Origin of the sequence: Burkholderia anthina (genome assembly GCF_001547525.1) — a bacterium.
Classification (GTDB): Bacteria; Pseudomonadota; Gammaproteobacteria; order Burkholderiales; family Burkholderiaceae; genus Burkholderia; species Burkholderia semiarida.
Map to the genome: position 1 here is coordinate 2795621 of NZ_CM003768.1, position 26061 is coordinate 2821681.

Sequence of the window (26061 nt, forward strand, 5' to 3'; positions counted from 1 at the left end):
GCGCGGCCGGTTGGCTTACTGCTTCGTGAAGCGGATCACCGCCGTGTCGACACCTGCATCGGACAGGCGCTGACGGGCCGAGTTCATATCCTCGAACTTCGAGAACGGGCCGACGCGCACGCGGAAATAGGTCACGCCGCTGACGTCGCGCTTCGACACCTTCGACTCGAAGCCCTGGAAGCCGAGGCGCGCACGCTGCTGTTCGGCATCGCCTTCCGTCTTGTACGCGCCGACCTGCAGGAAGTAGCCGGTGTTCGCGTCGTTCGCGGTCGGCGGCTTCGCCGCTGCCGCCGCGGCGGCAGCCGACGACGTCGGCTTCGGCGTGTTCGCGGCCTGCTGCTGTTGCTGCTGCTTTTGCGCGGCGGCCTGCTGCGCCTGCTTCTGCGCGGCGAAGCGCGCGAGGTCGTCCTCGCCGCCTTGCTGCTGCTGTTGCTGCGCCTGTTGCGTCTTCTTCGGCGGCGGCGTGGTGTCGGCCGGCTTCGGTGCGACGGCGACGCCGTTGCCCGACGACGGATTGTTCGACGCGGTGGCGTTGCTCGAGCCGGTGGCGCCGTTCGCGTTGCCCGACGGCGGCACTTCGACGATCTGCGGCTCGGGCAGCAGGCCGCCGCCCTGAGTCTGGTTCGCGGCCTGGCCGGGCGCGGTGTTCGGCGGTGCGGATTGCGCGGCCTGCGGCACCGGCTGGCCGGGCGTCTTGCCCTGCAGCGCGCGGTTCGGGTCGAACTGCTGCGGCTGGCTCGCGCCGTTGTCGGCCTGCGGCGGCGCGACCTTCGACACGAACGGCGACGGCGAACGCGTGATGTAGAGCGCCACCACCACGGCGATCGCGAGGCCGACGATCAGGCCCAGTACGATTCCAAGAAATGTCCCTCCGGCTTGTTTCGATTGCTTCGAAGTTCGGCGTGGTTGTGCCATTGCTTGAGTCACCTGCAAAAAGAATCGTGAGAGGGCTGCGACGGGCGCCCGACGGCGGGCAATCCGACGGCGGGCGTTGCCGCAGCCAGTCGCGGCCCGGTTCGGGCCGCGCGGACATCCTTACATCTTGGCGGGAGCGGACACGCCGAGCACCGTCAGGCCGTTCTCGAGCACCTGACGGGTCGCGGCGAGCAGCGCGGCGCGCGCATTGCGCGGCGCTTCGTCGTCGACCAGCACGCGCTCCGCATTGTAGAACGAGTGGAATTCGCCAGCGAGATCGCGCAGGTAGAACGCGACCGCGTGCGGCGCCAGCTCGTTCGCCGCGTGCGTGAGCATGTCCGGATACTCGGCCAGCTTCTGCATCAGCGATGCCGCCTGTGCGCTCGTCAACTGCGACAGGTCGGCGCCCGGCAGTTGCGCGACGTCGACGTTGTAGCGCGACTTCAGTTCGTTGAGCACCGAGCAGATCCGCGCATGCGCGTACTGGACGTAATAGACCGGGTTTTCGTCGTTCTGTTTCAGTGCGAGATCGATGTCGAACACGAACTCGGTATCGGCCTTGCGCGAGATCAGGAAGAAGCGCACCGCGTCGCGGCCGCGCGTGATGGTTGCTTCGTCGATCAGGTCGGGGGCCGCTTCCTGGCCCGCCGCCGCGCCGCCCGACCATTCGATCAGGTCGCGCACCGTCACGTAGCTGCCCGCGCGCTTCGAGATCTTCACTTCCTGGCCGTCGCGCATCACGGTGACCATCTTGTGCAGCACGTAGTCGGGATAGCCCTTCGGGATCCCGATGTGCAGCCCCTGCAGGCCGGCGCGCACGCGCGCGATCGTGCCGTGGTGGTCCGAACCCTGGATGTTGATCACCTTCGTGAAGCCGCGTTCCCACTTCGTCACGTGGTATGCGACGTCCGGCACGAAGTACGTGTACGTGCCGTCCGACTTGCGCATCACGCGATCCTTGTCGTCGCCTTCGTCGGTCGTGCGTAGCCACAGCGCGCCGTCCTGCTCGTAGGTCATGCCGGCCTTGACCAGCGCGTCGACCGTCTTCTCGACGCGGCCCTCGCTGTACAGCGACGACTCGAGGTAGTACTGGTCGAACTTCACGCCGAACGCCTGCAGGTCCATGTCCTGCTCGCGACGCAGGTACGTGACCGCGAACTTGCGGATCGCGTCGAGATCCTCGACGTCGCCCGCACCCTTGACCGGCTCGCCGTCCGATGCGGCGACCGTTTCGCCGTTCAGGTAGTCGCGCGCGATGTCGGCGATGTACTCGCCGTTGTACGCGGCTTCCGGCCAGCCCGCGTCGCCCGGCTTCAGGCCGCGGGCGCGCGCCTGCGTCGAGATCGCGAGGTTGCCGATCTGCACGCCGGCGTCGTTGTAGTAGAACTCGCGGTGCACCGCGTAGCCCTGGCTCGCGATCACGTTGGCGAGCACGTCGCCGAGCGCGGCCTGGCGGCCGTGGCCGACGTGCAGCGGGCCGGTCGGGTTGGCCGACACGAATTCGAGCAGCACCCGCTTGCCTTTCTCGCGATCCGACGTGCCGAACGCGCGGCCCTGCTCGAACACGGCGGCGATCACCGCCTGCTTCGCGGCCGCCGACAGGCGCAGGTTGATGAAGCCGGGGCCGGCGATCTCGGCGGCTTCGACGAGGCCTTGCGCGGCCGGCTGCGCGGTGAGCGCGGCGACGATCCGTTCGGCGAGCTGGCGCGGGTTCGTGCCGAGCGGCTTCGCGAGCTGCATCGCGACGTTGCACGCGACGTCGCCGTGCGCGGCGACCTTCGGGCGCTCCAGCGTGATGGTCGGGGCGACGAATGCTGCGTCGGCGCCTTTCAGCGCGTGTGCGACCTGCTTGACGCTATCCGCGAGCAGGGCTTCGAGGGTCTGTTTGTGTGCTGGCAGCATGCTGGTAGAAGGCTTCGTTGGTGGGGGCCGGAAACGCCGGCCCGCCGGCGCGCTTTTTAAGCGCGCGTTTCAGGGATCGCAGAATTTTAACAGGTGCTAATATGCCGCTCAGGCGGCCCGCGTCCGCGAGGCCGGACGCCGGTCTGCCGGCGTTCCCCAACCTCGCCGCGCAGGCACAACAAGATGAAAAGGGAATTGTCATGATTACGTTCAAGAGCAAGGCGGCACAGGATCTCGACGTGCTGAAGGATTTCGCCGTGTATGTGCTGGGTCTCGTCGGCAAGCAGCTGGGCGAGCGCGGTGTCATTACGCACGACGAACTGGACCACGCGATCGCCAAGCTGGAAGGCGCGGTCGCGCAGGCCAAGCAGGAGCGCGCCGAGCACGCCGGCCATTTCCACGAGGACGAAGCCGACCACGCGCACCACGAAGTGCCGCCGAGCCTGGCGCAGCGCGTCGCGCCGTTCCTGACGATGCTGCGCGAAGCGAAGGCCGGCCAGGCCGACGTGCACTGGGGCTTCTGAGCTTCCTTCTTCCTTGCCGGGCGGATCGAACGGTCGGCCAGACAGGAAAAAGCCCGCTTTCGAGCGGGCTTTTTATTTTGTCTGATGAAATGGCGGCGGGCCGCCCATTTCTGTCGATTACAACTGCGGCGCGAGCGCGCGGCGTGCGTCGTCGAGCGACAGCGCCATGCGCCGTGCATAGTCCTCGAGCTGATCCTGCCCGATTTTACCGACCGAGAAATAGCGGCTGTCCGGATGCGCGAGGTAGAAGCCCGACACGCTCGCCGCCGGCAGCATCGCCAGCGAGTCCGTCACGCTCATGCCGATCTCGTCCGCGTGCAGCACGTCGAACATGTCGCGCTTCACGAGGTGGTCGGGGCAGGCCGGGTAGCCTGGCGCCGGGCGGATGCCCGCGTACTTCTCGGCGATCAGCGCGTCGTTGTCGAGCGTCTCGCCGCTCGCATAGCCCCACAGCTCGCGTCGCACGCGCGCGTGCATCGCTTCGGCGAACGCTTCCGCGAAGCGGTCGGCGAGCGCCTTCAGCATGATCGCGCTGTAGTCGTCGTGATCGGCTTCGAACTGCTTTTCCTTCACGTCGACGCCGAGGCCGGCCGTCACCGCGAACATCCCGATGTAGTCGGCGACGCCCGATTCCTTCGGCGCGATGAAGTCGGCGAGCGAGCGGTTCGGCCGCATCACGCCGTCGACCACCGGGCGCACGCTCTGCTGGCGCAGGTTGCGCCACGTGAGCAGCACCTCGGAGCGCGACTCGTCGCTGTAGATCTCGATGTCGTCGTCGTTGACGGTGTTCGCCGGCAGCAGCGCGATCACGCCGTTCGCGGTCAGCCAGCGCCCCTGGATCAGGCGCGCGAGCATCGACTTCGCGTCGGAGAACACGCGCCGCGCCGATTCGCCGACGATCTCGTCATTCAAAATCGCCGGGTACGGGCCGGCGAGATCCCAGGTCTGGAAGAACGGGCCCCAGTCGATGTAGTTCGCGAGCTCGTTCAGGTCGTAGTTCCTGAACACGCGGCGGCCGATGAACTTCGGCTTCACCGGCTGGTAGCCGGCCCAGTCCACCTTGGTCTTGTTCGCGCGCGCCTCGGCGAGCGTGACCATCGGCTGCGCCTTGCGGTTCGCGTGCTGGTCGCGAATTCGCTCGTAGTCGGACTTCAGCTCGTCGAGATACTTCGCCGCGCCTTCGTCGGACAGCAGGTTCGACGCGACCGACACCGAGCGCGACGCATCGGGCACGTAGACGACCGGGCCTTCGTAGTGCGGCGCGATCTTCACGGCCGTGTGCACGCGCGACGTCGTCGCGCCGCCGATCAGCAGCGGAATCTTCTTCACGCGGAAGTAGTCGTCGCGCTGCATTTCGGACGCGACGTACGCCATTTCCTCGAGGCTCGGCGTGATGAGGCCAGACAGCCCGATGATGTCCGCGCCTTCGACCTTCGCCTTCGCGAGGATCTCGTTGCACGGGACCATCACGCCCATGTTGACCACTTCGAAGTTGTTGCACTGGAGCACGACCGACACGATGTTCTTGCCGATGTCGTGCACGTCGCCCTTCACGGTCGCGATCACGATCTTGCCCTTCGCGCGCACGTCGCCGCCCGATTCCGCGAGCAGGCGCTTTTCTTCCTCGATGAACGGGATCAGGTGCGCGACCGCCTGCTTCATCACGCGCGCCGATTTCACGACCTGCGGCAGGAACATCTTGCCCTGGCCGAACAGGTCGCCGACGACGTTCATCCCGTCCATCAGCGGCCCTTCGATCACGTTGATCGGACGGCCGCCTGCCGCGGCGATCTTCGCGCGCGCTTCTTCGGTATCCTCGACGATGAAGGTCGTGATCCCGTGCACGAGCGCGTGCGCGAGGCGCTTCTCGACCGGCTGGTTGCGCCATTCGAGGTTCTCTTCCTTCTTCGCGGCGCCGGTCTTGAACTTGTCGGCGATCTCGAGCAGGCGATCGGTGGAATCCGCACGGCGGTTGAGGATCACGTCCTCGACGCGCTCGCGCAGCTCGGCGTCGAGATCGGCGTACACGCCGAGCTGGCCCGCGTTCACGATGCCCATGTCCATCCCGGCCTGGATCGCGTGATACAGGAACACGGTGTGGATCGCCTCGCGCACCGGGTCGTTGCCGCGGAACGAGAACGACACGTTCGACACGCCGCCGCTCACCTTCGCGTACGGCAGGTTCTGCTTGATCCAGCGCGTCGCCTCGATGAAGTCGACCGCGTAGTTGTTGTGCTCCTCGATGCCCGTCGCGACCGCGAAGATGTTCGGGTCGAAGATGATGTCTTCCGGCGGGAAGCCGACTTCGTTCACGAGGAAGTCGTACGAGCGCTTGCAGATCTCGGTCTTGCGCTCGTACGTATCGGCCTGGCCGGTTTCGTCGAACGCCATCACGACCGCGGCCGCGCCGTAGCGGCGGATCAGGTTCGCGTGGTGGCGGAACGCGTCCTCGCCTTCCTTCAGCGAGATCGAGTTCACGATCGCCTTGCCCTGCACGCACTTGAGGCCGGCTTCGATCACGTCCCACTTCGACGAGTCGATCATGATCGGCACGCGCGCGATGTCCGGCTCGGATGCGATCAGGTTCAGGAAGCGCACCATCGCCGCCTTCGAGTCGAGCATCGCCTCGTCCATGTTGACGTCGATCACCTGCGCGCCGTTCTCGACCTGCTGGCGCGCGACGGCGAGCGCCTCGTCGAACTGGCCGTTGAGGATCATCCGTGCGAACGCCTTCGAGCCGGTGACGTTGGTGCGTTCGCCGACGTTGATGAAGAGCGTCCCGGGCGTGACGTTGAACGGCTCGAGGCCGGCAAGGCGCATCATGTGATCGGTCATGGCGGTGCGAATTTGGTGATGAAGGACGTGGGGCAGGCGGGTCAGGCGGGTCAGGCGTTGTCGCTGTACTGGTTCGGCCAGCGGCGCGGCTTCACGTCGGCGAGCGCCTTCGCGATCTCGGCGATGTGCTCGGGCGTCGTGCCGCAGCAGCCGCCCGCGAGATTCACGAGCCCGGCCTGCGCGAATTCCTTCAGCAGGCCCGACGTGACGTCGGGCGTTTCGTCGAAACCGGTGTCGCTCATCGGGTTCGGCAGGCCCGCGTTCGGGTAGCACGACACGTAGGTGTCGCACAGCTTCGCGAGCTCGGCGATGTACGGACGCATCAGCGCCGCGCCGAGCGCGCAGTTCAGGCCGAACGTGAGCGGCTTCGCGTGACGTAGCGAATTCCAGAACGCCTCGACGGTCTGGCCCGACAGGATCCGGCCCGACGCATCGGTGACGGTGCCCGAGATCATGATCGGCAGGCGCTCGCCGGTGTCCTCGAACAGCTCGTCGAGCGCGAACAGGGCGGCCTTCGCGTTCAGCGTGTCGAAGATCGTCTCGACGAGGAACAGGTCGACGCCGCCGTCGAGCAACGCCTTCGCCTGCTGGTAGTACGCGGTGCGCAGCTCGTCGAACGTGACGTTGCGGGCGCCCGGATCGTTGACGTCCGGCGAGATGCTGGCCGTCTTCGGCGTCGGCCCGATCGCGCCCGCGACGAAGCGCGGCTTGTCCGGCGTCGCGTATTTCGCGGCCGATTCGCGTGCGAGCTTCGCCGATTCGACGTTCATCTCGACGACGAGATCTTCCATTCCGTAGTCGGCCTGCGCGACGGTCGTCGCGCCGAACGTGTTGGTTTCGACGATGTCGGCGCCGGCCGCGAAATACTGGTCGTGGATCTCGCGGATGATCTGCGGCTGCGTGAGCGACAGCAGCTCGTTGTTGCCCTTGATGTCGCGCGGGAAATCCTTGAAGCGCTCGCCGCGATACGCGGCCTCGTCGAGCTTGTAGCGCTGGATCATCGTGCCCATCGCGCCGTCGAGGATCAGGATGCGCGATTTGAGCAGCGCGGGCAGGGCGGCGCCGCGCGTGTAGGGCGCGTCGAGCGGGACGGAAGCGGCGAGAGGAGTCGCAGACATGGGCGGAAGACCGGCGAAGACGGAAAACCGTCATTGTAGCCGGTGCGTCAAGCGGTCGCCGCCCTGGCCGCGCCGGCCGGGCGGCCGCCAAATGAAAGCCCCCGCCGGCGAGCCGGACGGGGGCAGGATCGGAGTGCACGCGGCGCCGCGTCGATGCGCGGCGAATGGCCCGGCCGCGTGACGCGCCGGGCCGCGAGTCGTCAGTGCAGCACGACGGGCATCATCATCAGGCTGTCGAATTGTCCGAGGAATTCGTCGACCTCGTCGAGCGACGGTTCATCCTCGATCAGCTGCTTCACGTGCGCGCGGAATCGTTCGGCAAGTTCGCCGTCGATGAAGATCTCGCGCTGCGCGTTCTTGTCGACGATTTCGTATCCGCCGGCATTCATCAGGTGATGGCCGGCCTGCGGCGCAAATTCGACGACGCAGTAGTTGGGGCTGTTGTAGATCATTTGCATGGCGGCACTCCTCTTCGCAGTGGCATCTGGCCTTGTTGTCCCCTAGGTGGGGCAAGCCTCGCCGGTTTCAAGGGGCTTGCGCTGCACACCCCGTTCCTCCCGTTCGCGTGGGGTGTATCGGTTAGAAGCCGATATCTGTCAAACGTTTCTCATTGTGAGCCGGTGGACTGAAATAGTTGTTAAAGAGTGTCATCGGCCATTTCCGGGAAAACTGTAATCGGTCGAAATTGCCGATTCGTGCATGTTTTTTACTGTGTGACAACCGGGGAGGCCGGTGGTTGCACGGTTGCAGCGGGCGTGGACGGCGCCGCTTGTGCGGGCGGCGCGGCCGGCGCATCGGGCGCCGGCGCGGCGTCGGGCGCGCTCGTTGCGCCGCCGGGCGGTGCTGCATCCGCAGGCACGTCCGGTGCGGCGAGGCGGCCGTGCCACAGCAGCTCGATCTGCGCGCCGTTCGGCTCGGTCTGCACGAGCCGCGCGGGCAGCCAGCCGAGCGACGGCGCGAGCCACATGTCGATGCGGCGCGTGTCGCCGTCGCGGCGCGGCAGGCGCATGAAGTGCCGCGCGGCGATGACGCCGGCCTGCGTCTGCACCTGCTCGTCGCCGATCACGGTGATCGGCCAGGTCTCGCCGCTGTTGTTGTCGATCACGAAGAACTGCTGCGTGACGCCCGGCTTGTAGGCGGCAGGATTGCCGCGCACGAGCCCCGACAACTGCATCAGCATGCTGAAGCGGTCCTGCACGCCATCGGGCAGCGGCGCGTTGTTCGGCGTGCGCGTGAACACGACCTGCCGGATCTCGCGGTTGAAGATCGCGATGTCCTCCGGCCGCTTGCCCCGCTTCTCGACGTAACGGTCGGGCGCGACGCCGAACGCATCGATGCGGCCTTCGCTGCGATAGGCGAACGGGCCGACGAATGGCACGGGCATCGACACCGACAGGTCGTAGGTGTGGCCGTCGGTCCGCCAGCGGATCGTGCCGATCATGTTCTGCATGCCGTTGTAGAACGTGTCGTACTGCAGGTCGCCGGACGGCGGCGCGGCGAACTTCACGCCGCTCGCGGCAGGCCCCGGCGTCGCGGCGCTGGCGCCGGCGGCCGGCGCGGCGTGCGCGCCCGACGCGCCCGGTACGCCGCTCGCGGCGGCAGCCGGCGGTTCGCCGTGCTCGGCCGTCTGCGTCGACGTGAGGACCGGTTCGTCCGGCGGCGCGGGTTTCGGCGGGGCCGCCTTCGGCGCGGCGGGTGCGGCCGGACGTTCGACCGGCTTCGACGCCGGCGGGGCAGGCTGGCGTTCGATCGGCCGCGGTTTCAGCAGCTCGATCTGCACGGGGATGTCGGCGGGCGGCGGCGGCCTGAACGATTCGCGGTTGCGCATCAGCCAGAACCCGGCGAGCGCGTGCAGCACCAGCACGGCGACGAGCGCGACGCCCACGCGCAGCCAGCGGCGGGGCGGGGCGTGACTCGGGCGAAGGTCGGCAGGCTGCATGGGCATCGGAACGGGGTCGGGGCGCGTGCGTGACGTCGGGCGCGCGGCGCGCGCCACAGGAATCGGACCGCCGGATGCGCCGCGCGTTCGCGACGCGTGACGTGGGGCGAGCCGGAGGCGTCAGGCGTCGCGTGCGTCGGGACTATAGCCGAGTTCGTAAGACAGTTTCCGCGCGCACGCGCGCAGCGCGGTGTCGATCTCGCCGCCCCACGCGATGTCGAACGAGCCTTCCTGGCCGAGCGCGACGATCGCGAGCGCGAGTTCGCCGACCGCGTCGAACACCGGCATGCAGAACGCGTGGATCGTCGGCAGCAGCATCCCCTCGACGCGCGCGGCCTCGTGCCGGCGCACGTCGGCGAGCACCGCGTCGACTTCGTCGAGCGTGCGCGGGCCGCCGTGGTGCGGCGAGCGGCGCGTATCGGCGAGTTCGCGCTCGAGCATCGCGGCGGTCTTGCTGCGCGGCAGGTACGCGGCGAACAGCAGGCCCGTCGCGGAGCCGAGCAGCGGCATCACGTCGCCGAGCTTCAGCGACGCCTTCGCCGGATGGCTCGATTCCATCCAGTGCACGATCGTCGGCCCCTGGTTGCCCCATACCGCGATGCCGACCGTCTGGTCGAGGCGGTCGCGGAATTCGGTCAGCGCGATCCGCGCGAGCTTCACGCCGTCGACGCGCGCGAGCCGCGCGAGGCCCATCTGCAGCGCGAAGCCGCCGAGCTCGTAGCGGCCGGAGACGGGATCCTGCGACACGACGCCGAGCCGCGAGAAGCTGACCAGGTAGCGGTGCGCCTTCGCCGGGCTCATGCCCGCGCGCTGCGCGAGATCGCGCAGCATCATCGCGCGCGGCTCGCTCGTCAGCACGTCGAGCAGGCGGAAGCCGACCTCGATCGACTGGATGCCGGAACGGACCTTCTCACCGTGTTCGCCGTGCTCGCCGGACGCGGTGTCGTCGGTATCGGAGTCGGTGAGATCGTCGTCGGGAAGCGGGCTGGCGGGCATGGGCAACGGGTGCGCGAAAATGCGGCAGGAAACGGGGTGAAAACGGCGCGCGCGATCGGGGCGCGCCGCATGGATTCACCATCGTAAAATAGATTCCCTCCATCGTCACTACAACGGCAGATCCTCCCTATGAAACTTGCTTCGCTGAAGGACGGCACGCGCGACGGCCAGCTGATCGTCGTGTCGCGCGACCTGCACACCGCGGCGATCGCCGATGCGGTCGCGCCGACGTTGCAGCGCGTCCTCGACGACTGGGCGTTCTACGCGCCGCAACTGCGCGACCTGTACGACGCGCTGAACCACGGTCGCGCGCGCAACGCGTTCGCGTTCGATCCGGCCAACTGCATGGCGCCGCTGCCGCGCGCGTTCCAGTGGGCCGACGGCTCCGCGTACGTGAACCACGTCGAGCTCGTGCGCCGCGCGCGCGGCGCGGAGATGCCGCCCGAGTTCTGGACCGATCCGCTGATGTATCAGGGCGGCAGCGACGATTTCCTGGGGCCGCGCGACGACGTCGTGTGCCCGTCCGAGGAATGGGGCATCGATTTCGAGGCCGAAGTCGCGGTGATCACCGGCGACGTGCCGATGAGCGCGTCGCCCGACGCCGCGCTGAAGGCCGTGCGGCTCGTCACGCTCGCAAACGACGTGTCGCTGCGCAACCTGATTCCGGCCGAACTCGCGAAGGGCTTCGGCTTCTTCCAGAGCAAGCCCGCCACCGCGTTCGCGCCGGTCGCCGTCACGCCGGACGAGCTCGGCGACGAATGGCGCGAGGGCCGCGTGCACCGCCCGATGATCGTCCACTGGAACGGCAAGAAGGTAGGGCAGCCCGATGCGGGCACCGACATGGTGTTCCACTTCGGCCAGCTGATCGCGCACGCGGCGAAGACGCGCAACCTGCGTGCCGGCTCGATCGTCGGCTCCGGTACGGTATCGAACAAGGATGCGAAGCGCGGCTACTGCTGCATCGCCGAGAAGCGCTGCCTCGAGACGATCGAGCACGGCGCGCCGCAGACCGAATTCATGCGTTACGGCGACACCGTGCGCATCGAGATGTTCGATGCGGCCGGCAAGTCGATCTTCGGCGCGATCGAGCAGTCGGTTTCCCCGCCCGACGGCGCGGCATAGGCAACGCGGCGGCGGCACCCGGCCTCGGCCCGCGCGCCGGGTTTCGCCCGATGTTTGACCGCGCGGGCTTGGCTACACTCGATTCAAGCGTTCGAGCGCCTCGAACAAGGAGCAGCAGATGGCCGATCTCGCCGCGTACGGCGGTTACGAAGCACTGAAGGTGACGCGCCGCGATCATGGCGTGCTCGACATCGTGATGAGCGGCGAGGGTGCGAACCGCAGCGGCCTCGCGACCGCGAACGCGCGCATGCATCGCGAGCTCGCCGACATCTGGCGCGACGTCGACCGCGATCCCGACACGCGCGTCGCGGTGATCCGCGGCGAAGGCAAGGGCTTTTCGGCGGGCGGCGATCTCGCGCTCGTCGAGGACATGGCGAACGATTTCGACGTGCGCGCCCGCGTGTGGCGCGAGGCGCGCGACCTCGTCTACAACGTGATCAATTGCAGCAAGCCGATCGTGTCGGCGATGCATGGCCCGGCCGTCGGCGCGGGGCTCGTCGCCGGGCTGCTCGCCGACATCTCGATCGCCGCGAAGGATGCGCGCATCATCGACGGCCACACGCGGCTCGGCGTCGCGGCCGGCGACCACGCGGCGATCGTGTGGCCGCTGCTGTGCGGGATGGCGAAGGCGAAGTACTACCTGATGCTGTGCGAGCCCGTGAGCGGCGAGGAGGCCGAACGGATCGGGCTGGTCTCGCTCGCGGTCGAGCCCGCCGACCTGCTGCCGAAGGCGTACGACGTGGCCGAACGGCTCGCGCACGGTTCGCAGTCGGCGATCCGCTGGACCAAGTACGCGCTGAACAACTGGCTGCGCACGGCCGGGCCGACCTTCGATACGTCGCTCGCGCTCGAATTCATGGGCTTTTCGGGGCCCGACGTGCAGGAAGGCATCCGCTCGCTGCGCGAGCGGCGCCCGCCCGCGTTTCCCGGCGACGCGCCGTTCTGACGCGCGCGCTATGATCGAATCATGCGCGGCTGCGCGACGCACGGCCGCCTCGCTCCCCCAGTCAACCAGGATGCCCGTATGACGACCGATGCCTCCGGCGCCAACCCTTTCGCCGGCTTTGCCGGGTTCCAGCCCGCCGACATGATGGACCGGATGTGGGACATGATCCGGATGTCGCCGTTCGGCGGGATGGCGCCGTTTCCGGGCGCCGCGCACGGGCTGCCGCCGTCGCTGTCGAGCATGTCCGACATGATGTCGCCGCTCACGAGCGTCGAGGAGCTCGACAAGCGGATCACCGATCTGCGCGCGGTCGAGCAGTGGCTGAAGCTCAATCTCGGGATGCTGCAGTCCGCGATCCAGGCGCTCGAGGTGCAGCGCGCGACGCTCGCGACGCTGCGCGCGTTCGGCGCGTTCGCGCAGAGCTCGATGTCGGCGGCCGAGGACGCGGCGGTCGCCGCCGCGCAGGCCGCGAAAACCTCGGCGGGCGAGGCTGCGCCCGCACCGGATGCGGCGGCTCCGGCGGCGGATGCGACGGAAGGCGACCCCGCGCAGCAGCCGTTCGATCCGGCCGGCTGGTGGAACCTGCTGCAGACGCAATTCAACCAGCTCGCGAGCCTCGCGATGGCGCAGCCGGGCATGCAGCCGGCGGCGCCGGGCGCCGCGTCGCCCGAGCCCGCCGCTGCGCCGGAACCCGCCGCGAAGCCCGCCGCGGCCGCGCCGCGCAAGCCCGCGGCCAAGCGCGCCGCGAAGCCGTCCGGTTCGGCCGCGGCGCGCGCGGCGGCCGCTTCGTCGCCCGAAACGCGTCCGCCGAAGCGCTCGACGTGATGCGGCGCAGGTAGCAGGTCGATCATGCGACTCGCGCTCGTTCTGATGGGAGGCGGCGCGCGCGCCGCATACCAGGTCGGCGTGCTGAAGGCGCTGGCCGAGATCGCGCGCGAGGCCGATCCGCGGCGGCACACGGTGCCGTTCACGGTCGTGTGCGGTTCGTCTGCCGGCGCGATCAACGCGACGTCGATCGCGAGCCACGCGGACGACTTTTCCCATGGCGTGCGGCGCCTGCTCGAATTCTGGGAGCCGTTGCGCGCCGATTACGTGTATCGCACCGACTGGCTCGGCATCGCGGGCGCCGGCGCGCGCTGGCTCGCGACGATGACGTTCGGCTGGGCGGCCCGCCGCTCGCCGCGCGGGCTGCTCGACAACACGCCGCTCGCGCACCTGCTGCAGCGCGAGCTGAGCTTCCACCGGATCGAGCAGATGCTCGAGGCGCGCCTGCTGCACGCGCTCGCGGTCACCGCACTCAGCTATTCGAGCGGCCGGCACCTCACGTTCTACCAGGCCGCCGAGCCGATCCAGGCGTGGCGGCGCGCGCAGCGCACCGCGCGGCTCGTCGATCTGTCGGCGTCGCACCTGCTCGCGTCGTCGGCCATTCCGTTCGTGTTTCCCGCCGTGCCGCTCGTGCTCGACGGACAGGTCGAGTACTTCGGCGACGGCTCGATCCGGCAGATCGCGCCGCTGTCGCCGGCGATCCACTTCGGCGCGGACCGGATCGTCGTCGTGGGCGCCGCCGACCCGCGGCCCGAGATTCCGGCCGCGAACGGCGCGGGCCGGGCGCGCGGCTACCCGACGCCCGCGCAGATCGGCCAGCAGGTGCTCGCGAGCGTGTTCCTCGACTCGATCGGCTCGGACATCGAACGGATCGAGCACATCAACCGGATGATCGAGCACTTGCCGCACCAGGTCGAGATCGACAGCGGCTGGCGGCACGTCGACGTGCTCGCGATCGCGCCGTCCGAGCGCATCGAGTTGATCGCCGCAAAGCACCTCAAGCAGATGCCGGCGACGATGCGCGGGCTGCTCGGCGCGATCGGCGGCAGCCAGCCGGCCGGCGCGTCGTTCGCCAGCTACCTGCTGTTCGAGGAAGCCTTCACGCGCGAGCTGATCGAGCTCGGCTACCGCGATGGCCGCGCGCAGCGCGAGACGCTCGCCGGCTGGATCGCGCAGGCGGACGGCAGCAGCGCGCCGGCGGCCGGCACGCCGCCCGAAGACGGCCTCGCGACCGACGAAATACGGGTCTGACACGCGCGGGCGCAATGCAAGGTTGCGTTTTCGCGACGGCCGGCCGCGACCGATCGCCGCATCCCGGTTGGCGGCGCGCGACCGGGCCGGCGTCTCGGAAGCGTCATGCACGCGTGCTATCATGGCCGCCGCCGTATACACCATATCGAGCAGCCCGCCGATCCGGCATCCGCACGGGACCTTTCGGGGAACCCGCCTGGGGCAGGGGACGGGCGCGCCAACGAGCCGGCCAGTGCCGGCCCCCCACTCAGGCAAGCGCGGCCGGCTCCGTCCGAACGGAGCGGGTTGCGGCATGCCCAACGGCGGCGACGCGGCCGCCCGGCGGCCGGACGAGGAATCAGCGTCCGGCGGGCCGGTTTCCCGCGTAAAATTACAGTCTTGGCTGCAAAAAGCGCGCGTGGCGCGCTTGCGCGGCAACAGTCACGTTTAGAGAAGTCGCATTGCGCAGAACAGGGGTGGGACCATCATGAACACCATGCTTTATCCGGAACTTTACAGGTCGCTCGAAGCTGTCCGCTGGGACATGGAGAAGGACATTCCGTGGGACAAGTTCGACGCTTCGCTGCTCACCGACGAGCAGGCGAAGACGATCAAGATGAACGCGATCACCGAATGGTCGGCGCTGCCCGCGACGGAAATGTTCCTGCGCGACAACCAGCACGACAGTGACTTTTCCGCGTTCATGAGCGTGTGGTTCTTCGAGGAGCAGAAGCATTCGCTCGTGCTGATGGAATATCTGCGCCGCTTCAAGCCGGAGCTGGTGCCGACCGAGGAGGAACTGCACGCGGTGCGCTTCCAGTTCGATCCGGCGCCGCCGCTCGAGACGCTGATGCTGCACTTCTGCGGCGAGATCCGCTTGAACCACTGGTACCGCTGCGCGGCCGACTGGCACACCGAGCCCGTCATCAAGCAGATCTACGAAACGATTTCGCGCGACGAGGCGCGTCATGGCGGCGCGTACCTGCGCTACATGAAGAAGGCGCTGAACAACTGCGGCGACGTCGCACGTGCGGCCTTCGCGAAGATCGGCGTGCTGATGGCGTCGGCGCGCCGCACCGAGAAGCCGCTCCACCCGACCAACCTGCACGTGAATCAGGCGCTGTTCCCGCGCGACACCGTGCAATCGCGCCTGCCGGATCCGGAATGGCTCGAGCGCTGGCTCGACGAGCAGATCCGTTTCGACGGCGAGTGGGAGAAGAAGGTGGTCGAGCGGATCCTGCACAACCTGTCGATCCTGTTCGAGCGCACGTTCGCGACCGCGCAGGAGCTGAACCGCTACCGCAAGGAAGTCACCAGCCGCCTGCAGGCCGAAAGCGGCCCGTCGTCGGCCGCGCAGCCGGCCTGAGGCCGGCGGGTGCCGGCGCCGGCGCCGGCGCGCGTCGTGCCCGATTCGCGCCCGGCTCGCGGCACCGTGTCGCGTGTGTTGCGTGAAGCCCGCCCGGCCGGTCCGGCGGGCTTTTTATCTGGCGCTGCCGTCGCGCGCGCCGTGGTCCATTCCGTCCTGTCGCCATCATGTCCGCCACCTTCGAACGCAAGCTGATCACCCGTGACGCCCTCGTCGCGCTGCGTGCGTCGCTGCCGTCGCCCGTCGTGTTCACCAACGGCGTGTTCGACATCCTGCATCGCGGTCACGTCACGTATCTCGCCGATGCGAAAGCGCTCGGCGCGTGCCTGATCGTCGGCGTGAACAGCGATGCGTCGGTGCGCATGCTCGGCAAGGGCGACGACCGGCCGATCAACCGCGAAGAGGATCGCGCGGCATTGCTCGCGGCGCTGGAAAGCGTCGACTGGGTCGTGACGTTCGGGGAAAAGACGCCCGTGTCGCTGATCGAAGCCGTCCGTCCGGACATCCTCGTGAAGGGCGGCGATTACGACATGGACGCGCTGCCGGAATCGGCGCTCGTGCGCGGCTGGGGCGGCCGGGCGCTGGCGATTCCGTTCGAGCACGACCGCTCGACCACCGCGTTGCTGAAGAAGGTGCGCGCGCAACAGTCCTGAGCGCGGCACGGCGCCGTCACGGGGCCGATGCCGCGAGCGGCGCGGTCGTGATGGCCGGCGCCGCGATCGGGCCGCCGACCACGGGCTGGTCGGTCGCGCGCATGAGCGGTGTCACGCGCAATGCGTCGGGCCGCACCTGCCGCGACAGCACGCCGGGTTCGCGCGGGCCGGCCGCCGGCAGCGGCCCGAACACGCCGCGCGCCACCACGAACGCGAGCATGTTGGCGAGAAAGAGAACAGCGATCAGCCAGCGCAGCATCGTCGAAACTCCTTGTCGTCATTGACGTGGTTCACGTCGTTCAGTCGAGCCGGCCGAAGGGCCGGCTTTTTTCATGGCTTCCGTTGACCTGACCGTTCGTGCGGGCCGCACGCGCCGCGCCGCGCGTATTGCATCGTCGGCGTGACGCGGGCCGGCCTGGGCTTGCATCGGCCCGCGCCGCCGCGCGCCGGCACGCGCGCGTCAATCCGGCGCCGTTGCCGGTTCGCCCGCATCGGCTGCGATCAGCGCGAGCCCGGACAGGATCAGCGCGTCATGCCGCGTATGCGCGACCGTCAACGCACGTGCGACGTCGTCCGCCGCACCGCCTGCCAGCACGAGCCGCACGGGCGCCTGCCAGGCATCGGCGAGATCGCGCCATGCGCGTTCGATGAGGCCGGCCTGCGCGTACAGGCAGCCGGCCGACAGCGAGCGCGGCGTATCGACCTGGAACGGCTCGGCCTGCGCGCCCGCGAGCAGCCCGCTTGCGATATCGGTGGTCAGCGTCGGCAACTGCGCGGTGTGCGTGCCGAGCGCGCGCATCATCAGCGCCCAGCCCGGCGCGATCAGCCCGCCCGTGAACCGGCCGTCCGCGCGCAGTGCCTCGAGCGTCGTCGCGGTGCCGAACGTCGCGATCAGCAGATGCTCGCCCGGAAACGCCGCGTGCGCGCCGATCAGGCCGGCCCAGCGGTCGCTGCCGAGCTGTTCGGGCGTCGTATAGCCGTTCGTCACGCCGCATTGCGCGGGCCGCGAGCGGATCGTCGTGCGCGGCAGGCCCGGCCAGCGTGCGTCGAGCAGCGCGTCGATCCGTGCGGCCACGTCGGCGCCCGCGACGTTCGAGATCCAGGCGCCGCGCGGCCTCGGCACGCGTGACCAGTCGGGATCGGCGCCGCCGTCGCGCGTGTGGCCGAACGCGCCCGTGTCGACGAGCGTGCGCCGCGTGTCGGCGAGCGCCCATTTGATCCGGCTGTTGCCGGCGTCGATCAGCAGGTACGGTTCGCTCATTGCGCTTCGCGCAGCGACACGTCGCCGGCCGCGATCGTCTGCACGCCGTTCGGCGTGTCCAGCAGCAACTGGCCGGTCGCGTCGATGCCCGTCGCGATGCCGCGTGCGCGTTCGACGCCCTGTTCGAGCAGCACGACTTCGCGGCCCGCGTATGCGTGCAGCGCGTGCCAGCGCGGCAGGAACGGCGCGAGGCCGTCGGCGCCGAATTGCGCGAGCGCGGGCGTGAGCGCGTTCAGCGACGCGGCGAGCGTATCGGTGAGGTTCGCCGACGCGCACGCGATCGACAGCGCGGCGGGCGGCAGCCCGCTTGCGAGCGTCGCTTCGCGCGCGCGCAGCGCGTCGACCTGCGCGGCCACGGCTTGCGCGCCGCGCACGTTGATGCCGAAGCCGATCACGACGGCGGTGGCGTCGGCGGTGGTCCAGACGGTTTCGATCAGGATCCCGGCGAGCTTGCCGACGATGCGCGGCGCGCCGTCGTCGGCGGCCGTCAGCAGCAGGTCGTTCGGCCATTTGAGCGCGACGCGCATGCGGGCGTCGAGCGGCAGCGTGGCCAGCCCTTCGGCGAGCGCGACGCCGATCGCGATGCTGAGGCCGCCGAGCGCATCGACGGCGCGCGGCACGATGCAGCCGACCGAGCACAGCAGCGCATTGCCGGGCTGCGCGAACCACGGGCGACCCTGCCTGCCGCGGCCGGCCGTCTGCTCGAACGCGACGCGCACGAGCGGCGCGGGCAACGCGTTCGCGCCGCGCGGCAGCGCCTTGAGCCGGGCCGCGACGTCGGCGTTGGTCGAGCCGGTGGCGGCGACGATGTCGAGCGGCCACGCGCGCGGCGCGGCATCCAGGTGCGCCTCGAGCCGGTTGCGCGCGATGTGCGCGTCGCCGGATTCGGGCGTGTCGGAGGAGGTGGGGGCGTTCATGGCGCCTATTGTAGCGACAGGGGGCGGTGGGAGTTGGCAAGCGGGGCGACGGTCATTTCGTCGGGCGGCACGGGCCGACTGATGTGCGACGCTTCGCGCGAATGTGCTCGTCCCGAATGGAGAGGAGTTGCATTCAGGTAGTCGCGTGCATATGAGCTGGAATCAATGTCGCTCCGACACTCCGGCTGATCGATTGACGAAACATCGCCGACCGATATTGATCGATTGGGATTTCGAATTCGTATGATGGATTTCCTTGTGTCGATCATGCATTTTGGTGCGATGAGATTTGCGCTGATAGCGACGAGAGGGAGTCCGGATGAATGGTGGCGAGAAATGGTTACGCGAGCCTTCGTTGGTTGTTGCCGGCCGGTGGATGGCTAGCGGAGGCCGGTGTGCTGTTGGCAGGCTGACGGTTGTCGAATGGGCGGTGGCCGGTACTTTCGCGGATGAGCGTTGCTCGGGCGCGAAGAGCCGGGGTGCCGCCGCATGATCCGCTATTTCCTCGCCAAGGGCGATCGGGGCGGCAGCGCGACGATCACCGAAGGACTGGAATGCGTCACGTGTTCCAATCCGCCGCCGCGTGTGCAGATCGCCACGCTGTACATGAAAACCTACTGCACGGCATGCGAGCAGGTGGGATTTGTCGTGCCGAAAGGACCGCGCCTGCCCGGCAGGGCACCGAATGGTCAGGCATGGGCGTTGAGTGGGGATATCAACGCATGCGGGTGCAGTCCGCCGCCTGTGTTCTATGCCGAGCGAGGCATGCGGATGATCCTGACTTCGCATGAGGCGACTGAGCTTATGGAGAAGAGACGCACTCCAACGCCTGAAGACGAAGCGCCAGTTGCCACGGCGCGAACGGATACCACGCTCGATTACGACGAACAGGTACGTGTTGGCATCGGCACGACGTTGCCGCAGAGCTATCCCTATTTGATCGAAATGACCGACGGACGCACGTATGCAGGGCGTGTCGGTACGAATGGCCAACTACCGCGCATCGGTACCGAGCCCGCTGGCAGTTATACGATCTATTGGGGCGAAGATGCGCTCGCCCATCCAGACTGGACGCCATGCCCAACAGACCGATAATGGTGAGAGCGAATACGGTCCCTGGATCCACCAAGGTAGTACAGCTTCACGCCGTGACATTCAAATCGTTGTGGGATGCCTATCCATCGGGGAATCCATACAACGATCCGGCTTATACGAATCAGTGCGCTATTCGTATAAGTGTCGCCTTGCACCGTGTTGGTGTCGACATGAAGTCATTTTCATCGAGGCTCGTCAGGCCTCTCGGCGGTCAACGCAGTATTGGGCGAATTCTGTTGAATGGAAAGGCAACGGCCACGCGCGCCAATGAACTCGGCTCGTGGCTCAACCTGCAGCCATTTGCCGGTCTCGGAAGGGCGGAGGTAATTACCGGAGCGGACTGGGAGGCGAAAATAAAAGGGCGTACTGGTATTGTGATGTTCGATGGTTACTGGGCGCGTGCAGGCGAGTCGGAATTGAATGCGAGCGGTGGTCACATTGATCTTTGGAATGGCTCTCGAATGACGATGAATGGTTTCTGGGGTGCGGCATCGACGATAGGGCGATATATCGGGATGGTGTCGTTTCGGCAAGGAGCGGATGTCTTCCCAAGTCTCAGCTATTCCGATCTCGGGAAATCGAACTCAGTCTTGTTTTGGGAGATCAAGTGAAGCGGTTTGCGATTGCGCTTTTGGGGGCGCTAGGTGGTTTGCTGTTAACTTGGTTTTACCTCTACGTTTACAGCCATATCAATTGGCCGAAACTTGCAGGCACGCCGGCTCGCGGTTGTTACGAGATCGACAAGTGTCCGACCTCATGGTGGCAGGGAGTATCGTTTCTGGCGTACTTGCTGGGGCCCGCCTTGTTTTTCTGCGTCGTCAATGTACTGGCTTATAGACGCTGGTCATGCAAGAGATGGAGCACCACGCTCAGCATTGGAACCGTACTCGCGGGCCTGTTCTATCTCGAGCCCTATGTTTCCCGGCTGCTTAAGTGGCGTACGGGATGAACAGACGATCCTTCACCGGCCGAACGGCTGGTGCGCCACTGCCGTCGCGTAGGCCGATTCCGATTGCGGGGACCGATACCAATGCGCGCCGCGAGGATGACGCGTGCGACGCAATCACCATTCGGCCGGGCCACGCCCACACGCGCCCCGGCCGAACGGCCGTCACGGCGCGACGACCGGATGCTTCAGCGCATGCGCGGTCTCGATCCACTGCGCGTGGAATTCGTCCGCGTCGGGCCGAAGCCCGAGTTCGCCGTTGCGATAGGCCATCGCGAGCGTCTGCACGGCTTCCGGTAGCTCGTGCTCGGCGGCCCGGCGATACAGCGCGAGTGCGCGCGCGTCGTCGCGCGGCACGCCGCTGCCGTCGCGGTACGCGTTCGCGAGCATGAAGTCGGCAGCCGGGATGTCCGCGCGCGACGCGACGTCGAACCAGTGCGCGGCCTGCACCGGGTCGGCCGCGATGCCGTAGCCGCTGCGGTAGATCAGCCCGAGGTAATACGCGGCGGCCGGGTCGCCCTGTTCGGCCGCCGCGCCGAGCAGTGCGCGGGCGCGTGCATAGTCTTTCGGGAAGTCGCCGCTGCCGAGCAGCAACGCCTTGCCGAGCGCGAGCCGCGCGCGCCGCGCAGCCGGCGCGTCGGCCCGGCCGTCTGCCGCCGCGGCCGTTTCCAGCCAGCCGCGCCCCTCGTCGCGCAGTCCCGGTTCGTGCGCATCGACGAGCGCGATGCCGAGCGCCGCCTGCGCGGCGCCCGAGCCGCGGCGCGCGAGCGTGCGCAATTGGGCCAGCGCATGCGGCTCGGTCGCCTGCGTGACCATCGCCTGCCATTCGTCGAGCTGCGCGGCGCTCGGCGCGGGGCCGGCGCCGCGCAGGCCGGCGGCCGCGACGACGGCCGCGACGGTCACGGCCGCCGCCGCGAGCAGCGCGGCCGGCGGGAGTTTCGCGCGCAGCACGCGCCGCGCGGCGGCGGCGAGGCCGGTTTCGGCGGGCCTCGTCGTCCGGATCGGTTGCATCGCGTGTCTCATTGCGTGAGGTCGATTTCGTAGGTCGCGAGGTTCTTGCCCGAGCCGTCGTCGGCCGCGACCTGCGTGATGCCGGTCAGGCCGGCCGCCGCCGCGTCGCCGAGGCGGTTCGGCGCGGACGCGAACCGCACGTGCGCGACCGAGCTCGCGAGCTTCGTGAAGCGCCAGCTGCGCTGCGCGCCGTCGGCCGCGCGCGTGATCGCGCCGCGCTTCTTGATGAACGCGATCAGCACGTCGCGGTTCGCGTCGGGCGACGCGAAGATCGTCTTGCTGCCGTCGAGGCCCGGGAAGTTGCCGCCGCCGCTCGCGCGGTAGTTGTTGGTCGCGACGATGAACTGCGCGTTCGGGTCGATCGCCGCGCCCTTGTACGTCAGGTTCCTGATCCGGCTGCCGACCGGCTGCGTGACGTCGATTTCATACGCGAGATCGGCCGACGTGAACATGTCGAAGTTGTAGCCGGGGAAGGTGCTGACGAGCGGCTGCACGGTCGCCTGCGTCGGGTCGATCCGGTTGAAGCGCTTCGCGGCCGTCTCGAGCCAGTTCTTCACGTCGGCGCCGCTCACCTTCACCGCGTACACGGTGTTCGGATACAGGTACAGGTCGGCCGCGTTGTTGATCGCGAGCGCGCCCGGCGCGACGTCGGTGTAGTCGGTGCCGCCGCCGAAGCCGCTCTTGAACGGCGCGCTGACCGACAGCACCGGCAGCGACGCGTACTGCGGCAGGTTCGCCTGCACGTAGGTCTTCACGTAGTCGGCCTGCGCCTCGTTGACGATCTGGATCGCGCCCGGATCGCCGACGTCCGCGAAGTACGTGTTCATCCGGTAGTCGGTCGAGCCGATCGGCGTCTTCACGTAGTCGATCGTCGCCTGGTGCTCGGCCGCGATCGCGGCGGAGACCGACGGGTCGGCCGCGACGTAGCTCTTGTCGGCGTTCTGGATCGGCCGCGCCTCGACGGTCGTCTGCGATTTGTCGACGGCCCACGTCTTGCCGTCGAACTTCAGGCCGAGCTTGATCACGCCGAGGTGCTTGCCCCAGTAGTTGGCCATCACGGTCGGCACCCCGTTGACGGTGCCCTTGACCTTGTCGACGCCCGGCAGGTTGAACTGCGACACGGTGCTGTTCGCGTCCGGGAACACCTGGTGCGAGTGGCCGATCAGCATCGCGTCGATGCCGGGCACCTTCGACAGCCACCAGCTGCCGTTTTCCATCGTCGGCGAGTACGCGGAATTGTCGAGGCCGCCGTGCGAGATCGCGACGACGAGATCGGCGCCCTTCGCGCGCATTTCCGGAATGTACTTCTCGGCCGCTTCCTTCAGCCCGGTCGTGTAGACCTTGCCGTCGAGCCAGCGCTTGTCCCAGTTCATGATCGCGGGCGGCGTGAAGCCGATGATGCCGATCTTCACGGGCGCGCTGACCGTCTTGCCGTCCGGCGTCGTGGCCGTCACCGTGCGCGTCAGGATCGTGTACGGCGCGAACAGCGGCGCGTTGGTCTTCGCGCTGATCACGTTCGCGAGCACCTGCGGGAAATTCGGGCCCGCGCACTTCTTCTGCTGGGCCGGCGCCGGCAGGCCGTCGATCTCGAACGTGTTGCCGGTCACCTGCGACAGGTACGGCAGCCCGTAGTTGAACTCGTGGTTGCCGATCCCGCCGCCGTCGAATTTCGCGGCGTTCATCACCTTGTAGATCGCGAGCGTCTGGTCGCAGCCGACCGGCTTCACGAGCGCCTGGTAATCCGACAGCGCGGTGCCCTGGATCGTGTCGCCGTTGTCGAGCAGCAGCGTGTTCGGGTACTGCTTGCGCGCCTGCGCGATCAGCGTCGCCACGCGTTCGAAGCCGAGCGAATTGTCGGCGGCGAGCTTGAAATAGTCGTACGACAGCACGTTGGTGTGCAGGTCGGTCGTCTCGAGCAGCGCGAGCGTGGCCGTCGTGCCGGCGGGCGCCTGGGCCTCGGGCCGCGACGGCGGCGTGGCGGTGACGTCGTCGCCGCCGCAGCCTGCGAGGGCGAAGGCGAGGCTGGCGAGTGCGGCGGCGGCCGGCGCGTGGCGGCGGGAAAGCGGGGGGAGACGCATCGGATGTCCTGTTCGGTGTTCTGTTTTATCAAACGCGAGGTACGCACGAATGGCGGCGCGGCGCGCCGACGGCCTGACGTGCAGCGCGTGAGAGTATCGAAAGGAAACGTGACGGAACAATGAAAGGTCGCGATACCGGCCACGGGCCCAGGCCCGTTATTGGCATGAACAGGCCCCGCGACGCTCGGCGGCGTCGGGGCACGGCCCAGCCGCCCCGGCTCCGGCCCGGCGCCCCGGCCGCGCCCCGAGCCCGGTGCCCCGCCCACATCCTCACGTCGCGGCGCCGGGCGGTTCGCTACAATGGCCGCTGTCATCCTTTTGCAAACAACCTGCCCTTGGACTTCGAGACCCCTCCCGGCCTGTCGGTCGACGCCGGCGGCCAGGGCCAGACGGTGCGCCTGACCGGCCAGTGGACCGCGCTCTCGCTCGCGCGCAACCGCGGCGCCGTGGCGCGCCGCATCGCGAGCATCGCCGCCGGGCGCGTCATCGAATGGGATCTGTCCGGCATCGAGCGGCTCGACCACGTCGGCGGCCAGGCGCTGTGGCGCGTGTGGGGCCGCAAGCTGCCGGCGGGCGTCGCGCTGAGCGCCACGCAGCGCACGATCTTCGAGCGCATCGAGCGGCTCGACAGCGCGCGCGAGGCGCCCGAGCGCGTGGTGCGCGTCGATCCCGTCACGCGGCTCGGCCAGGCGATCTTCGCGTTCGGCGAACACCTGCAGGGCGGCATCGCGATGTTCGGCCTCGTGATCCTCGACGCGCTGTCGGTGCTGCGCCGCCCGAAGACGATGCCGTGGAAGGAAACCTCGGCGAACATCTACAGCGCCGGCGCGCAGGCGCTGCCGATCACCGCGCTCGTCGCGTTCCTGATCGGCATCGTGCTCAGCTACCTGTCCGCGCAGCAGCTGCAGATGTTCGGTGCGAACCGCTACATCGTGAACATCCTCGGGCTGTCGGTGATCCGCGAGCTCGGCCCGGTGCTGTCGGCGATCCTCGTCGCGGGCCGCTCGGGCTCCGCGATCACCGCGCAGATCGGCGTGATGCGCGTGACGGAGGAGCTCGACGCGATGCGCGTGATGGGCATCCCGCACGGGCTGCGGCTGATCCTGCCGCGCGTGCTCGCGCTCGGCGTCGCGATGCCGCTGCTCGTGATGTGGACCAACATCATCGCGCTGACGGGCGGCGCGCTCGCCGCGAAGATCGTGCTCGGCATCGACATCAACTATTTCGTGCGTTCGCTGCCGGGCGTCGTGCCGATCGCGAACCTGTACATCGGCGTCGGCAAGGGCGTCGTGTTCGGCATGCTGATCGCGCTGGTCGCGTGCCATTTCGGCTTCCGGATCAAGGCGAACTCGCAGAGCCTCGGCGAAGGCACGACCACGTCGGTCGTGTCGTCGATCACGGTCGTGATCCTCGCCGACGCGGTGTTCGCGATCCTGTTCCAGAACGTGGGGCTCGGATGAACGCATCGAACGAAACGACCGCGCATGCCGCGGCCATCGGCGCCGGGTCGGTCGGCCCCCGGCCGGGCACGGCCGTCGATGCCGGCGATCTCGTGATCGAGGTGCGCAACCTGACCAAGCGCTACGGGCGCAACATCATTCACCAGAAGCTCGACTTCGACGTGCGGCGCGGCGAGATCGTGTCGATCGTCGGCGGGTCGGGCTCCGGCAAGACGACGCTCGTGCGGCAGATCCTCGGCCTCGAACGGCCGACGTCGGGCACGATCAAGGTGTTCGGCGAGGATACGGCGACGATCGACGACGCCAGCGCGCGGATGATGCGCACGCGCTCGGGGATGCTGTTCCAGCAGGGCGCGCTGTTCTCGTCGATGACGGTGTTCGACAACGTCGCGCAGCCGCTGCGCGAGCTCGGCCGCGTGCCGCCGGACCTGCTGCACGACATCGTGATGCTGAAGCTCGAGATGGTCGGGCTGCCGTGCAAGCACGCGTCGAAGATGCCGGCCGCGCTGTCGGGCGGGATGGTGAAGCGCGTCGGCATCGCGCGCGCGATCGCGCTGGAGCCCGAGCTGCTGTTTCTCGACGAGCCGACGGCCGGCCTCGATCCGCAGGCGTCCGACGAATTCGTCGAGCTGATCGCGACGCTGCACCGCACGCTCGGGCTGACCGTCGTGATGGTGACGCACGACCTCGACACGATGGTCGCGCTGTCGACGCGCGTCGCGGTGCTGGCCGACCGCAAGGTGCTGGTCGCGGCGCCCGTCGAGGAGGCCGCGAACGTCGACCATCCGTTCATCCACGAATATTTCCTGGGGCTGCGCGGGCGCCGCGCATTGCAGGCGCTGCCGCCCGAGCGGCGCGCGAAGCTGCCGAAGGCGGCCCTCGAACCGGCGCTGTCGAGCGTCGAGCTGTAGAAGCAAGGAAC

At 68.3% G+C, this 26061-nt stretch carries 23 protein-coding genes; 11 read left to right on the forward strand and 12 right to left on the reverse strand.

Features of this window, described 5'->3' with window-relative positions:
• Positions 1–15 precede the first annotated feature (15 nt).
• Both WS64_RS12760 and argS read right to left on the reverse strand, forming a co-directional pair.
• Positions 16–915, reverse strand: a complete 900-nt coding sequence (locus WS64_RS12760; RefSeq protein ID WP_060966594.1) for an SPOR domain-containing protein — start codon at positions 913–915, stop codon at positions 16–18.
• A gap of 120 nt (positions 916–1035) precedes the next feature.
• Complete coding sequence (argS, locus tag WS64_RS12765) at positions 1036–2817, reverse strand: arginine--tRNA ligase (RefSeq protein WP_059585387.1); 1782 nt, start codon at positions 2815–2817, stop codon at positions 1036–1038.
• A 200-nt stretch (positions 2818–3017) separates the two neighbouring features.
• Here argS and WS64_RS12770 point away from each other — a divergent pair, with 200 nt between their 5' ends.
• Positions 3018–3341 carry a DUF1840 domain-containing protein gene (locus WS64_RS12770; RefSeq protein ID WP_006489103.1) on the forward strand — a complete coding sequence of 108 codons (324 nt, stop codon included), beginning with the start codon at positions 3018–3020 and terminating at the stop codon, positions 3339–3341.
• Positions 3342–3458: 117 nt separating this feature from the next.
• Here the strand turns inward: WS64_RS12770 and metH are convergent, their stop codons facing one another.
• The 5 genes from metH to WS64_RS12795 form a co-directional block, all read right to left on the reverse strand.
• Entirely contained in the window at positions 3459–6176 is a 2718-nt protein-coding gene (metH, locus tag WS64_RS12775) for a methionine synthase (protein WP_060966595.1), read from the reverse strand.
• Between the two features lie 50 nt (positions 6177–6226).
• The gene (locus WS64_RS12780; protein WP_059641358.1) at positions 6227–7294 is read right to left on the reverse strand and encodes a homocysteine S-methyltransferase family protein; all 1068 of its coding nucleotides are present in this window, start codon (positions 7292–7294) and stop codon (positions 6227–6229) included.
• A gap of 200 nt (positions 7295–7494) precedes the next feature.
• A complete protein-coding gene (locus WS64_RS12785; RefSeq protein WP_006477667.1) occupies positions 7495–7752 on the reverse strand; it encodes a BTH_I0359 family protein in 258 nt (85 codons plus the stop codon).
• 248 nt (positions 7753–8000) lie between these two features.
• A complete protein-coding gene (locus WS64_RS12790; RefSeq protein WP_060966963.1) occupies positions 8001–9239 on the reverse strand; it encodes a DUF3108 domain-containing protein in 1239 nt (412 codons plus the stop codon).
• A gap of 114 nt (positions 9240–9353) precedes the next feature.
• Positions 9354–10229: an IclR family transcriptional regulator gene (locus tag WS64_RS12795; RefSeq protein ID WP_060966596.1), complete on the reverse strand. Its 876-nt coding sequence runs from the start codon at positions 10227–10229 to the stop codon at positions 9354–9356.
• A 129-nt stretch (positions 10230–10358) separates the two neighbouring features.
• Here WS64_RS12795 and WS64_RS12800 point away from each other — a divergent pair, with 129 nt between their 5' ends.
• The 6 genes from WS64_RS12800 (at position 10359) to rfaE2 (ending at position 16371) form a co-directional block, all read left to right on the forward strand.
• Positions 10359–11351: a fumarylacetoacetate hydrolase family protein gene (locus WS64_RS12800; RefSeq protein ID WP_059585383.1), complete on the forward strand. Its 993-nt coding sequence runs from the start codon at positions 10359–10361 to the stop codon at positions 11349–11351.
• 118 nt (positions 11352–11469) lie between these two features.
• Positions 11470–12297: an enoyl-CoA hydratase/isomerase family protein gene (locus tag WS64_RS12805; protein ID WP_059837340.1), complete on the forward strand. Its 828-nt coding sequence runs from the start codon at positions 11470–11472 to the stop codon at positions 12295–12297.
• Between the two features lie 78 nt (positions 12298–12375).
• Positions 12376–13122, forward strand: coding sequence for a PhaM family polyhydroxyalkanoate granule multifunctional regulatory protein (locus tag WS64_RS12810; protein ID WP_060966597.1), 747 nt, complete (start codon positions 12376–12378; stop codon positions 13120–13122).
• 24 nt (positions 13123–13146) lie between these two features.
• Positions 13147–14373, forward strand: coding sequence for a patatin-like phospholipase family protein (locus WS64_RS12815; RefSeq protein WP_059641366.1), 1227 nt, complete (start codon positions 13147–13149; stop codon positions 14371–14373).
• A gap of 466 nt (positions 14374–14839) precedes the next feature.
• Positions 14840–15718 carry a ferritin family protein gene (locus WS64_RS12820; protein ID WP_060966598.1) on the forward strand — a complete coding sequence of 293 codons (879 nt, stop codon included), beginning with the start codon at positions 14840–14842 and terminating at the stop codon, positions 15716–15718.
• Positions 15719–15885: 167 nt separating this feature from the next.
• Positions 15886–16371, forward strand: a complete 486-nt coding sequence (gene rfaE2, locus WS64_RS12825; RefSeq protein ID WP_012329309.1) for a D-glycero-beta-D-manno-heptose 1-phosphate adenylyltransferase — start codon at positions 15886–15888, stop codon at positions 16369–16371.
• A 16-nt stretch (positions 16372–16387) separates the two neighbouring features.
• Here the strand turns inward: rfaE2 and WS64_RS12830 are convergent, their stop codons facing one another.
• From WS64_RS12830 to WS64_RS12840, 3 genes are all read right to left on the reverse strand, one after another.
• On the reverse strand, positions 16388–16630 hold the full coding sequence (locus WS64_RS12830; RefSeq protein WP_059642782.1) for a hypothetical protein: 243 nt from the start codon (positions 16628–16630) through the stop codon (positions 16388–16390).
• Positions 16631–16831: 201 nt separating this feature from the next.
• A complete protein-coding gene (locus WS64_RS12835) occupies positions 16832–17632 on the reverse strand; it encodes a type III pantothenate kinase (RefSeq protein WP_060966599.1) in 801 nt (266 codons plus the stop codon).
• On the reverse strand, positions 17629–18549 hold the full coding sequence (locus tag WS64_RS12840) for a biotin--[acetyl-CoA-carboxylase] ligase (RefSeq protein ID WP_060312428.1): 921 nt from the start codon (positions 18547–18549) through the stop codon (positions 17629–17631). The genes WS64_RS12835 and WS64_RS12840 overlap by 4 nt, the downstream gene beginning before the upstream one ends.
• A gap of 489 nt (positions 18550–19038) precedes the next feature.
• On the opposite strand from WS64_RS12840, the gene WS64_RS32815 reads away from it, so the two are divergent.
• Both WS64_RS32815 and WS64_RS32820 read left to right on the forward strand, forming a co-directional pair.
• Positions 19039–19644 (forward strand): PAAR domain-containing protein, encoded by a 606-nt coding sequence (locus tag WS64_RS32815; RefSeq protein ID WP_208606836.1) that lies wholly within the window; start codon positions 19039–19041, stop codon positions 19642–19644.
• The gene (locus tag WS64_RS32820) at positions 19626–20255 is read left to right on the forward strand and encodes a type VI secretion system amidase effector protein Tae4 (RefSeq protein ID WP_081103824.1); all 630 of its coding nucleotides are present in this window, start codon (positions 19626–19628) and stop codon (positions 20253–20255) included. Before WS64_RS32815 ends, WS64_RS32820 begins: the two co-directional genes overlap by 19 nt.
• Positions 20256–20755: 500 nt before the next feature.
• On the opposite strand, the gene WS64_RS12845 is transcribed toward WS64_RS32820, so the two are convergent.
• Entirely contained in the window at positions 20756–21601 is an 846-nt protein-coding gene (locus WS64_RS12845) for a tetratricopeptide repeat protein (RefSeq protein ID WP_060966600.1), read from the reverse strand.
• Positions 21602–21609: 8 nt separating this feature from the next.
• Entirely contained in the window at positions 21610–23679 is a 2070-nt protein-coding gene (locus WS64_RS12850; protein ID WP_060966601.1) for a bifunctional 2',3'-cyclic-nucleotide 2'-phosphodiesterase/3'-nucleotidase, read from the reverse strand.
• Positions 23680–24014: 335 nt separating this feature from the next.
• On the opposite strand from WS64_RS12850, the gene WS64_RS12855 reads away from it, so the two are divergent.
• Positions 24015–25139, forward strand: coding sequence for an MlaE family ABC transporter permease (locus WS64_RS12855; protein ID WP_059575991.1), 1125 nt, complete (start codon positions 24015–24017; stop codon positions 25137–25139).
• Complete coding sequence (locus WS64_RS12860) at positions 25136–26050, forward strand: ABC transporter ATP-binding protein (protein ID WP_059642767.1); 915 nt, start codon at positions 25136–25138, stop codon at positions 26048–26050. Before WS64_RS12855 ends, WS64_RS12860 begins: the two co-directional genes overlap by 4 nt.
• Positions 26051–26061: the final 11 nt, after the last annotated feature.